The sequence below is a fragment of the Shigella sp. SIG3 genome (assembly GCF_053555855.1).
Genome location: NZ_JBQZXE010000116.1, coordinates 1 through 11,388 on the forward strand (window position 1 = coordinate 1; position 11,388 = coordinate 11,388).

General features: G+C 48.4%; 9 protein-coding genes and 2 pseudogenes. 3 read left to right on the forward strand and 8 right to left on the reverse strand.

What is annotated here, in order from left to right:
• A pseudogene (gene tnpA, locus ACUU1I_RS16825) lies at positions 1-387 on the forward strand (IS200/IS605 family transposase); the annotation flags it as partial.
• A 17-nt stretch (positions 388-404) separates the two neighbouring features.
• On the opposite strand, the gene ACUU1I_RS16830 reads toward tnpA, so the two are convergent.
• From ACUU1I_RS16830 to tehA, 3 genes are all read right to left on the reverse strand, one after another.
• Positions 405-1,073 carry a DUF3313 domain-containing protein gene (locus ACUU1I_RS16830; protein WP_449144861.1) on the reverse strand — a complete coding sequence of 223 codons (669 nt, stop codon included), beginning with the start codon at positions 1,071-1,073 and terminating at the stop codon, positions 405-407.
• A gap of 302 nt (positions 1,074-1,375) precedes the next feature.
• Entirely contained in the window at positions 1,376-1,969 is a 594-nt protein-coding gene (gene tehB / locus ACUU1I_RS16835) for a tellurite resistance methyltransferase TehB (RefSeq protein WP_000586723.1), read from the reverse strand.
• A complete protein-coding gene (gene tehA / locus ACUU1I_RS16840) occupies positions 1,966-2,958 on the reverse strand; it encodes a dicarboxylate transporter/tellurite-resistance protein TehA (protein WP_005047890.1) in 993 nt (330 codons plus the stop codon). The genes tehB and tehA overlap by 4 nt, the downstream gene beginning before the upstream one ends.
• 123 nt (positions 2,959-3,081) lie before the next feature.
• On the opposite strand from tehA, the gene ydcK reads away from it, so the two are divergent.
• Positions 3,082-4,062, forward strand: a complete 981-nt coding sequence (gene ydcK / locus ACUU1I_RS16845) for a YdcK family protein (protein WP_001234070.1) — start codon at positions 3,082-3,084, stop codon at positions 4,060-4,062.
• Here ydcK and rimL read toward each other — a convergent pair.
• The 4 genes and pseudogenes from rimL to hglS all read right to left on the reverse strand — a co-directional run bounded on the left by rimL (position 4,057) and on the right by hglS (position 8,243).
• Positions 4,057-4,593: a 50S ribosomal protein L7/L12-serine acetyltransferase gene (rimL, locus tag ACUU1I_RS16850; RefSeq protein ID WP_000140884.1), complete on the reverse strand. Its 537-nt coding sequence runs from the start codon at positions 4,591-4,593 to the stop codon at positions 4,057-4,059. The genes ydcK and rimL overlap by 6 nt on opposite strands.
• A 62-nt stretch (positions 4,594-4,655) precedes the next feature.
• On the reverse strand, positions 4,656-4,880 hold the full coding sequence (locus ACUU1I_RS16855; RefSeq protein WP_001296778.1) for a YdcH family protein: 225 nt from the start codon (positions 4,878-4,880) through the stop codon (positions 4,656-4,658).
• A 139-nt stretch (positions 4,881-5,019) separates the two neighbouring features.
• Positions 5,020-6,675, reverse strand: a complete 1,656-nt coding sequence (gene opgD, locus ACUU1I_RS16860; protein ID WP_000375939.1) for a glucan biosynthesis protein OpgD — start codon at positions 6,673-6,675, stop codon at positions 5,020-5,022.
• Between the two features lie 224 nt (positions 6,676-6,899).
• A pseudogene (gene hglS / locus ACUU1I_RS16865) lies at positions 6,900-8,243 on the reverse strand (2-oxoadipate dioxygenase/decarboxylase HglS).
• A gap of 216 nt (positions 8,244-8,459) precedes the next feature.
• On the opposite strand from hglS, the gene ACUU1I_RS16870 reads away from it, so the two are divergent.
• Positions 8,460-9,383 (forward strand): LysR substrate-binding domain-containing protein, encoded by a 924-nt coding sequence (locus ACUU1I_RS16870; protein ID WP_024260623.1) that lies wholly within the window; start codon positions 8,460-8,462, stop codon positions 9,381-9,383.
• Positions 9,384-9,420: 37 nt separating this feature from the next.
• On the opposite strand, the gene trg is transcribed toward ACUU1I_RS16870, so the two are convergent.
• Positions 9,421-11,061, reverse strand: a complete 1,641-nt coding sequence (trg, locus tag ACUU1I_RS16875) for a methyl-accepting chemotaxis protein Trg (protein WP_001098591.1) — start codon at positions 11,059-11,061, stop codon at positions 9,421-9,423.
• Between the last annotated feature and the right edge of the window lie 327 nt (positions 11,062-11,388).

Here is an 11,388-nt window from a genome sequence, read left to right on the forward strand (position 1 = left end):
GCGACAGAAAAACTACGCACTTACTTTTCAAATGTATGTGCTTATTTTGAAGCTGAACTGGTTGAAATGGATGGCGAACCAGATCACGTCCATTTGTTAATTAACTAACCTCCCAAACTGGCGATATCCAGTCTGGTAAACAGCCTCAAAGGCGTATCGGGTAGGTTACTGCGACGAGATCGACCAGATATTGCAGTCAGGTATTACTACAAAGGCGTTTTGTGGAGTCCTGGCTATTTTGCCAGTAGCTGCGGAGGTGCGCCAATATCCGTCATCCGCCAATACATTGAACAACAGCAAACACCTGGTCAGGTGGAAAACCGCGCCTTATATCCCCGCCCTGAAGGATGGGGTTTTACGGCGCACCGGATAAAAAGCGCCATCTAACGATGGCGCGTCTGGAACTACTTTTTGTTAACGTCAAACATGGTGGCATCGGTCGCCATGTCATCAATAACTTGTTTAATATTTTCGAAAGCCATTGGCGTACTTTCGTTATTCAGGTCTTTACCTTCGCCCTGACGAACGACTTTGATAACCGGTTTATTAGTCGCTGCATCAATCAGCTCACCTTCAAAATAGAGGCGAGTATCCATGGTACGGTGGCCTGTAGCCATTTGCGTCCCCGCAACCACTAATGCAACAGGAACCACTTCATAGAATTGCAGCCCTTCTTTGCTGGTATCTACACCGGTAATGGCCCCACGGAAAATCAGACTACGCGGCCCAGCGGTGGTAACCACTGGTTTACGCTGCGCTATCGCTTCTTTCATTTCGGTGTTGGTATAGTTCAAAATTTTATCCAGAACTTTCTGCCCTACCTGGGTAGAAGGTTTTGGTACCGGATAATAAGTGATTGGGTTCCAGACGATGCTGTCATATTTGCTTTGATCAAAACTCGGGTCTACCCAACGTAAAACAGGTTTACCTGTTGCTGAGGTTGTTTCTTTTAAATCAGAGTAATTGTTTAAAAAACCAGAATATTTATCTGGCTGGGTGATTTTAGAGGCACAACCAGACAGAGCCAACAAGCCGCATAAAGCTGCAACTTTCGCAAATGGTGTGGTACGCATGAATAGTTTCCTGAGATGATTATATTACTTTCTAAGTTATAGCAAAAAGCGCCGCTTCGTGTTGTGGCAAAAAAAGTGTTGGTGAAAATAAATTTTTCAGCCCCTTTTCAGACGACATAGTCAATGCCGAAAAAGGGGCTAAGTCAATCATCAGTAGTTAAATTTCAGTAAGTTAAGCTGCTAAAAAACTTCGACTACTGTGATTAATTTCACATCCCTTCGATAAAAAATATGCTTACCGAAAAGAAGAACAGTAAATCATCTCAGCGTGGGGAATTTTCACGCGTTTTGTGCTTACCGGGTCATTTTTTACGTGCCAGCATCGTGGCGAAACGCAGTTTAATACGATTACCGTTGGCGTCGGTGCGGTGCAGCTCGCCGACGTCTTCATTGTATTTCACCCTCTCCCAGCCTTCGTAATATCGACGTAATTCTCCCTCTTTGAAGGCAAACGTGAAGCCGACGGTACATGGATAATCAGCGGTATCCATCGCCGCCACAATCAGGTTGTAACCACCAGGTTTAGTGCAACGTTGCATATTGGCAATCAACCCTGGGATGGTTTTAGCCTCAAGGAACATCAGCACCACAGTCGAAAGAATAAAATCGTACTGTCCATCAAATGTGAGGTTATTCAGATCAACGACCCGGGTGTGTAAATTATCCAGATTTTCAATGGATTTAATGCGCTCGACGTTGGCGATACTCATGGCATTTTTATCCCATGCGTCAACATCATAACCATTGGCTGCCAGGTAAAGACTGTTACGACCATTGCCACAGCCCAGATCCAGCGTTTTACCCGGTTTAACCACTTTCACCGCTTCCAGTACTTCAGAGTGTGTGCGGGTTAATTCATATTTATCAGTAAAATAGTTTTCGTCACGAATGATCATTCTTTGTCCTCTGCTTTCATTAAAACGGCGCGCTCGGTTCTGACTAACAATTTTCCCTGCATCAGAAGCGCAAAAGTACGGATGAGCAGTATTGCAATAATAAAATTGGTAAAGATAAACAGCGGCACCGCCAGCGTATGGAAAAATCCATTATCGCTGCCACTCCCCAGATGCAAACCGGTGGTTGCCAGTGCAGATACGCCGAACGAGAAACTCCAGAATGAAGCATTAAATGGCTGGGAGAGATACCATGGCATCAGACGTAGCATAAACAGCAGTTGCAGCAGTCCATAACCGAAAAGCATTTTCGCCAGCGTGTCACCCTCGCCGCCGTTGACGCTCAGCCAGGCACTACAGGCCACCAGCGCAGGCGCGAGCTGAATGCCGAGTGATGTCCGCAGTGCCGTGGGTAATTCTCCCGAACTGCGCAGACGCTGCAAGATCACCGGTTCAAGGCTTAGCCATGAGAAAACGCCTGCGCCTAAAAACACCAGACCGGCGTCGGTGTAGCCCAACGCACCACAGGCCATTGCGCTGATAAAGTTGTTGGCAACTGTCGGCAGATACAGTCCAGGCGTGGTAGCTTCCTCAGGGTGAGATCCGCGCCATAATCCCGCAGTTTGCCAGGCGGCATAAGCCAACTGAACCACGACACCAAAACTGAACATGCACACCGCCAGTGGGCGAAACCACGGAACAAAACCAATCGCCACCAGCATCGTCGTTGCCGGAAACAAACTCACAAAACTGCTCAGCACTGGATGGCGAACTTCCGCCAGCACGCTATGCGGAAAGCGTATGAGTCGGGTAATAAATGCGCTAGTCAATAATCCCCAGATGATCATCGCCAGAATCACCAGCCCATCCCCTAACCAGTGGCTGACCTGCCAAACCTGGCTGGCATAGCGCCAGGCAAATCCCATCCCTATCGTCCCCAACACAATACCAAAGTAGCCTGCCGGCAAATTGAGCACTTTATCGCTCTGCATCTTCTTACTCATTTTGTTTAATTTATAAAGTATATTTGAAATGCATTTTATGGAATTTTCTCGAGCATAGCCAGAGCCGCAGAATTTGCTACGGTTATAGTAAGTCACCTGTGGGAAAACGCTATGCGCAAATATCGCCTAAGTGAAGAACAGCGAGCCTTTAGTTATCAGGAAGATGGCACTAAAAAAAGTGTGTTATTACGGCAGATTATCGCCATTAGCGATTTTAACGATGTGATAGCAGGAACCGCTGGCGGCTGGATCGATCGCGAAACGGTGTTAGCACAGGAAGGAAATTGCTGGATTTACGACCAGAATGCTATTGCGTTCGGCGGAACGGTGATTTCCGGTAATACGCGTATCACCGGCACCAGCGTGCTGTGGGGAGAGGTTTACGCAACGGATAACGTCTGGATCGATAATAGTGAAATCAGCCAGGGTGCATATATAAGTGACAGTGTCACCATTCATGACTCATTAGTTTACGGGCAATGTAGAATATTTGGTCACGCCTTAATTGATCAACATTCTATGATCGTCGCCGCACAAGGCTTAACGCCCGACCATCAACTCCTGCTCCAAATTTATGATCGCGCAAGGGTTAGCGCCTCGCGTATTGTCCACCAGGCACAAATTTATGGCGATGCCGTCGTCCGGTATGCTTTTATTGAACATCGCGCCGAAGTTTTTGATTTTGCGAGTGTTGAAGGTAATGAAGAGAACAACGTCTGGCTATGCGATTGCGCTAAAGTCTACGGTCACGCGCAGGTGAAAGCTGGCATAGAAGAAGATGCCATTCCGACGATTCATTACAGTTCGCAGGTGGCGGAATATGCCATTGTGGAAGGTAATTGTGTGTTAAAACATCATGTCTTGATTGGCGGAAATGCCGTGGTACGTGGTGGACCGATTCTGCTCGACGAGCACGTTGTAATACAAGGTGAGAGCCGTATTACAGGTGCGGTGATAATTGAAAACCATGTGGAGTTAACCGACCACGCCGTCGTTGAAGCCTTTGATGGCGACACGGTTCATGTCCGTGGTCCAAAAGTCATTAACGGCGAGGAGCGCATTACGCGAACGCCGCTGGCAGGGTTATTATGAATCGATAATACGCGCGTATAAGTTCACATCATCATAGGCATCATTCAGGAACTCAGCCTGTTTCAGGCAACCTTCAAGGATAAAACCATTGCGCAAAGCGACCTGGTTGCTTTGCGGATTGTCCACCCGACATTTGATCACGAAGCGTCTAAGTTCACCAGACTGAGCGTAATGATGAATCAATGCCTGCAGCGCCTGAGAAATGATCCCCTGCCCCTGATGAGATTCGTCCAGCCAGTAGCCGATTTCAGCAGTTTTATTCAGTGGTTCAATACGATTAAACGAGATAACGCCGATAAGTTCATCTTCTTTGAAAATCATGAACATTTTGGCATAGCCGCGTTGATGCAACATCACATTACCCTGCACCGTTTTTCGCGTGTCCTCTTCACTCTGAACGAACTGCGGCCAGTTTAGCGACTGCTGTAACCAGGTTTTATTTTTACAGATTAACTGATAAAGAGGTGTGACGTGACTTTCCGCAACAGCATGTAATTCAAGTGATTCGCTTACTTTTATCGTTTCAGTCATCTTATCTCCAGTCAATCCATGCTGTTGTTAAAAAAGCCGCCTGGCTGGCGGCTTAGGAAAGTTTACACCTCTTTGACGCTCTCCTGCTGCAGGATTTTGAGCATCTCATCTTTTAACTGTAGCTTTTGTTTTTTCATGCGGACCACTTCCGCATTGTACCCTCGACCGTCGGAACCTTCCTTTCTGGCAATTTCATGATCAAGTTTATTGTGTTTATCGAACAAGGACATAAAGCGAGGATTTTCGTTTTTCAGACGGGATATTAAATCTCGGTATTCTGGAAACATACGCACTCCCTGTTAGTGGCTGACACGGTGTATCTGAAATACACACCATCAGATTACTCATTTAACTTAGGGAAAAATGCGAGCGGGATCGTGTTTAACCAGACGGCACCTCCCGAAGAAGGTGCCGAAGAAAAAACGATTAACTCATCACGCGGTCGTCAACATACTGACGTTTATCCGGCGCTGGCGGGAAATACTGATACAGCCATGTTTCACTGATAGCGTCCCCCTGACAACGTAGATACATCCGCATATCGACCGGATCAGTGGAGTCCGAAGTCGGATACCAGTCAAACTGAATACGATAACCATCGATGGGTTCAATATAGAGAATTTCGATTTGCTTCGCTTCCCCACTGGAAAGCGTAATCACCGGCTCAATGCCTTTTGGCGCGGCAGCTTTCAGATCACCACCAACGAAATCGACGGCAAAACGACGCGCCCATTTTTCGGGATAGTGTTCACCTGGCGCCCAACCTTCCGGGAAACCGCCCATGCCGGTACGCGTCGCCATAACGCGCGCTAATGGGCAATGAACAGGCGGTTGCGCACTCCAGTACAGACGATACTGGAATGCAAACTCATCACCTGCTTTTACAGCTTTTTCTGGCTGCCAGAAGCAGACAATGTTATCCAGCGTTTCGCCCGTTGTTGGGATTTCCATCAGGCCGATGGTGCCCTTACCCCACTTGTTACGCGGTTCCACCCACAGACTTGGGCGTTTGTTATACCAGCCCATAATGTCCTGATAATGGGAGAAGTCACGATCCAGTTGCAATAAACCAAACCCTTTCGGGTTGTTGTCGGTGTAAGCATTGAACTGCAATTTTTGCGGATTATTCAGCGGACGGCAAATCCACTCGCCGTTGCCCCGCCACATGGACAGACGATCAGAGTCATGAATTTGCGGATGAATTGTATCGCACATCCGACGTTCATTAGTACCGCAGCTGAACATACTGGTCATCGGCGAAATGCCCAGCTGTTTAATGTCTTTGCGCGCATACAGGTGATTTTCCACATCCATAATCACCTGACTTTTCTCACAATGGATAGTGAACTTATAGGCACCAGTAATGCTGGCGCTATCGAGCAACGCATAAACGGTAAAGGTAGTTGCCCCCGGTTTTACCGTATCAAACCAGAAGGCGGTAAAGTCGGGGAACTCTTCTTTACTGTCGGTGTAAGTGTCGATCGCCAGGCCGCGGGCCGACAAACCGTATTGATATGTATCATCAACGGCGCGGAAATAACTCGCGCCGAGAAATGATACTACATCACGGCGCGCCAGTTCGGGGGCTTTAAACACGCGAAAACCGGCAAAGCCGAGATCGCTTTGCCCTTCTAATTGTTTGGTATCAACACCTGCATCGTTGTATTTGAACAACTCCGGGCGAAAGTGAATTTCACGCGCCAGATGTGTTGCTGGATCTACAGAAAACATACGAACGCGGCGACGGAATCCCATTCCCATATGGAAGAACTGAGCGTCCAGTTGACGGTTCTCAACGTTATGCCAGAGCGATTTTTCGGCGTCGTATTGAATACTGTTATAAGCCTGCAGCGTCATTGTCGCCAGCGTGTCAGGTAACGGACGAGGCGCACCACGCCACGCTGTTTGCGCTAAGTCGTGCGCCATTGACTGTAGAATGGAGAAGTCAAAACGCTGGGTTTGCCCGTCGGCAATATCAGAATCTGCCGCGAATGCTGCCTGAGAAAAAAGAGAAGCAATGCCGCTGGTACCGCACACGGCGGCCATAGCCATTGAACCTTTAATAAATCGTCTACGATCCATACCTGAAAGTGAGTCCTTCTGGTGTTGTGAATGGTCCCGCGCTGGTCGTTTTCAGCGGCAAGAAAGTGCTTATTTATGACCGCTCACTCTAGACAATATTTATTAATAATCCAATTGTTGAACTGAGAGAATATGCATAAATCGGCATTTTTTTTATGTCGATGGGATGAGCCTGATTCGTTTGTAAAATCAGGCAAATTTTTGCAAAGGCGGATGGTCAGAATTTAAAGCAAACCACAGCGACGTTTACTGCGTTCTTCCGCTTCTTGGTAAAGCTGGAACTCATCCAAAACCGGACAACCCAACGCCTGCTCAAATGCTTCGCGACTGGCATTACCGTGACTGCGTGTCTGCGTTTCATTACCCAGATTTGACTGGAAGATCCCCGCCGCGCTAACGGGCAAGAAATCTTCATAGGTGATGGGTTGCGCCACTACCCAACCACGTTCAATTAAGGGCTGTGGATCGTCTCCAGGATGAATCGCCTGACGATGCGCCTCACCCGAAGGCGTCAGACGGTACCGGAACCATGCCAACCCTTGCTGACGCATTAAAAACTCACTGTCAGGAAAAGTGCGGAAGGTTTCCTGTAAATGCATTTGGTGAGTGAGATTATCCTGCCCGGTTCCAGCGTTACGCAGAAGATCATCATACAGTTGTCGCCCTTTCGGCGTTAATGCCACGCCACGCTGCTCAATTTCACCAAAGCGCGCGGTATGCGTGCCCTGTTTCTGCCCCGCAAACAACACCGTCTCTTCCAGTGCTTTAAAGCTGGTCTGGCGTAGTAAAATCGGTACCTCGCGGCGCGGCGGCCCCTCGATGAGAATTTTGGGTTCAATTCCGCATTCAGGCATCATCGACTGCACCCGGTCAATATCCAGCGTACGTGGCGTCAGGTGGTTGATATGGCATCCAGGAAAACAGACCACATCAGCAATCAACCGATGTTCGTTGTGCAAGGCGCGATAGGTTTCTTCATCTACCGTTGCTAACTAGTGCCAGCGAAACGTTTCCAGGGCTTCCTGCACAAACTCCTGTGCCTGTGTTTCGTTAAAACCGCCCTGCTGCTCATATTCCTCTAACAGTTGTCGACAACGTGGGGTGAAGATATCGCGCTGACGCAGAATCTCCGCCGCTTTCTGGCGCAAAATTTCGTTCTCGATAAGCTCAAGGCGGAGTAAGGATGTAAAAACGCGGAAGGGATTACGCGCCAGAGAAGCATCATCAATGGGCCGAAATGCTGTCGAATGTACCGGCACCCCTGCCTGCGAGAGATCGTAATAGCTCACCGGGTACATCCCCATAATGGCAAACATCCGCCGAAGAGTAGCAAGCTCTTGTGCAGTCCCAACGCGAATCGCCCCATGACGTTCAACATTCAGTCGCGCCAGCTCGTCTGCATTTACCATTTTTTCGTGCAGTTGAGGATTGTTTTCCAGCACAGCCAGATTCACATCAGCTACCAGTTCCAGCAGCGTGCCATATTGCGGAACTTCTTGCTGGTACATGGCTGACATTGCCTGCGAAAACTGTTCCCGAATCTCATCCGCCGTGATGCTGTTCGCCATAGTGTCTGCCTCCAGTGGTCAGTAATCTGGAGTGTAGGTAACAGCATTCACTCTGGCGGGAAGAATTTACAAACTGTGATCTCGCCGCGAAAACATCAATATTATCCATTTTGCTGTAACATAATTGCTTTAATTGTTAATAATATTTTACAATCAAGTTATCATAATCAAACAACTTCACTTGTCAGCGACACCGCTTCGTTTTTAACATCGCTTATGGAAAAAAATAGTCTGTTTAGTCAGCGCATCCGTTTGCGCCACCTTCATACATTCGTAGCTGTCGCACAACAAGGAACTTTGGGGCACGCAGCTGAAACCCTTAATTTGAGTCAACCTGCGCTCTCTAATACATTGAATGAACTGGAGCAGCTGACGGGCGCTCGCTTGTTTGAGCGTGGTCGTCAGGGGGCGCAACTTACCTTACCCGGCGAACAATTTTTAACGCATGCAGTCAGAGTTCTTGACGCCATCAACACTGCCGGACAGTCGCTTCATCGTAAAGAAAGTCTTAATAATGATGTCGTCAGGGTTGGTGCACTACCTACTGCGGCACTGGGGATATTACCTTCGGTTATAGGTCAGTTTCATCAGCAACAAAAAGAGACGACCTTGCAAGTTGCGACAATGAGTAACCCTATGATTCTGGCGGGTTTAAAAACCGGGGAAATCGATATCGGCATTGGTCGGATGTCAGATCCTGAACTGATGACCGGGCTTAATTACGAACTGCTGTTTCTTGAATCGTTGAAGCTGGTTGTCCGCCCTAATCACCCGCTACTTCAGGAGAACGTAACGCTAAGCCGGGTGCTGGAATGGCCGGTCGTTGTATCACCAGAAGGCACTGCGCCACGCCAGCATTCAGATGCATTAGTGCAGAGCCAGGGCTGTAAAATTCCTTCGGGTTGTATCGAAACGCTGTCTGCTTCGCTATCTCGTCAACTTACCGTTGAATACGATTACGTGTGGTTTGTCCCTTCTGGCGCTGTAAAAGACGACCTGCGTCATGCCACGCTGGTGGCCCTGCCTGTTCCGGGACATGGTGCAGGCGAACCGATTGGAATACTGACCCGCGTAGATGCGACGTTCTCTTCTGGTTGCCAGTTGATGATTAACACTATTCGAAAATCAATGCCGTTCTGAAAGGTGAAGGGATCTGTCGATCCCTCCTTGAACATTTTCACACCGTAGCGAAACTAACTGGTTCACCCGCTCCGCGAGGTTCTGCCGACACAGAATGTTTGTTCAGACGGAATACGTTCACCGCCTCAGTTAATCGTGCAGCCTGTTCTTCAAGGGACACCGCCGCTGCTGAGGCCTCTTCTACCAGAGAAGCATTCTGTTGCGTCACCTTATCCATTTCAGAAATCGCCTGGCTAACCTGAGTTATGCCTCTACTTTGTTCATCCGAGGCGGCGGCGATTTCCTGCATGATATGTGTGACACTCGCGACGGCATCAACAATAGTGCTCATGGTTTTCCCTGCCGTTGCCACCTCATCCGACCCCAGGTCAATTAACCTGACTGATTCACTGATCAAGCCTTCAATCTCTTTCGCTGCCTGAGCGCTGCGGCTTGCGAGTGTCCGTACTTCGCTGGCGACAACGGCAAATCCACGCCCTTGCTCACCCGCTCGCGCGGCTTCAACGGCAGCATTCAGTGCCAGAATATTCGTCTGGAAAGCAATACTGTTGATGACGGCGGTGATCTCAGAAATTTTCTTCGAACTCGTGGAGATAGCGCCCATCGTTTTTACTACACCGGAAACCGTCTGCCCGCCATCGCTGGCTTTAATAGAAGCCTCTTGCGCCAGTTTGCTGGCATGATGCGCGTTATCCGCATTCTGTTTCACCGTCGCAGTGAGTTGCTCCATGCTGGCGGCAGTTTGTTCGATAGCCGCCGCTTGTTCTTCGGTGCGAGATGACAGGTCCGCATTGCCAGCTGAAATTTCGCTGGTGCCACGATAAATCTCTTCCGCGCCCTGTCGAACAGTCCCTACTGTCATCCCCAGTGAATGCTGTATTTGCTGTAAATGACGACTTAAGCGACCGATTTCATTACGGCCCGCCGGTTCATCATTCATCGTCAGATCGCCACTGGCGATTTTTTCAATCCGTTGTGCGGCATGTTGCAGTGGACGAATGACGATCCGACGTAGCACCATAAATGTTATCAGCGTCATGACCAGGGCAAGCACAAACGCGCCAATCATGAACATCCCACCCAGGCGGGTGCGCTGATGGGCCAGTTCCGCCAGTTGGTTGGCTCTGGTGCTACGTATCTTAACGGCTTTGTTCAAAATATCGGTATAAGCATTATCCAGCGGTCGGATCTGCTCACTTTCATGATTGATAATCGCTTCAAACATGCCATTTTTGGCATATTTCAACATAGGTTGCATACCCGTGATATAAGCCTGAAAGCGTTGATTTAATTCAGTGTCGAGGGCTTCATCAGCAGGTGTTTTCACCGGTCGATTCTGATAAGCACGATAACCTTGCTGCGACTGTTTAATCTCCGATTCGGCTTGCGCAATATTTCGCTTCATTGCTTCCATTTCCGCAATACGACTCGCAGCCCCGGCCTGAATCATATTGATCCGGGCTGAACGCAAAAAATCTGAACTGTTCGCTAACACGGTCCGAATCTCAATCTCCGCAGTAACATCACGCTGATCGCGATCGGCCTGCCAGAGGAAATAGCCAGCCAGAGCAGAACTTAATGCGAATAGAACTAAGATACCGCCAAGAATGCAGGCAAATAACGGAACCAGCCTGATGTGATGCAAAAAACCTAATCGCTGTGAGGGAGTTGTATTCATTACCGTTGTCTCTCGTCCAGGTTTACTCCTGATAGAAAGTCATCGGCACTTGACGGTAATTACTTATGACCAAAAACCTCTTTGCGTCACATTTTTACAACAATTATTGCAGAGAAAATTAATGCTATTGGAATGAAGAGAGTAACGAATGGCTAAACTGGCTAACCCGAATGACGAAAAATTCTGGAAAACAGCACGCAATTTCGTGAAGTGATTATTTTCGTCCCTAAGGAAACCTCATAGGATGCCTGCGGGTGCCTGAGACTTTCTGTTTTCAGGCTAACCGGGAATCAGAAAGACGAAGGCCCCGACCGATATTTCTATCAA

Coding starts and splice junctions, on each gene's coding strand:
- trg (WP_001098591.1), bottom strand. CDS start 11,061: ATGAATACAACTCCCTCACAGCGATTAGGTTTTTTGCATCACATCAGG.
- tehA (WP_005047890.1), bottom strand. CDS start 2,958: ATGCAGAGCGATAAAGTGCTCAATTTGCCGGCAGGCTACTTTGGTATT.
- rimL (WP_000140884.1), bottom strand. CDS start 4,593: ATGACTGAAACGATAAAAGTAAGCGAATCACTTGAATTACATGCTGTT.
- ydcK (WP_001234070.1), top strand. CDS start 3,082: ATGCGCAAATATCGCCTAAGTGAAGAACAGCGAGCCTTTAGTTATCAG.
- opgD (WP_000375939.1), bottom strand. CDS start 6,675: ATGGATCGTAGACGATTTATTAAAGGTTCAATGGCTATGGCCGCCGTG.
- tehB (WP_000586723.1), bottom strand. CDS start 1,969: ATGATCATTCGTGACGAAAACTATTTTACTGATAAATATGAATTAACC.
- ACUU1I_RS16830 (WP_449144861.1), bottom strand. CDS start 1,073: ATGCGTACCACACCATTTGCGAAAGTTGCAGCTTTATGCGGCTTGTTG.
- ACUU1I_RS16855 (WP_001296778.1), bottom strand. CDS start 4,880: ATGTTTCCAGAATACCGAGATTTAATATCCCGTCTGAAAAACGAAAAT.
- ACUU1I_RS16870 (WP_024260623.1), top strand. CDS start 8,460: ATGGAAAAAAATAGTCTGTTTAGTCAGCGCATCCGTTTGCGCCACCTT.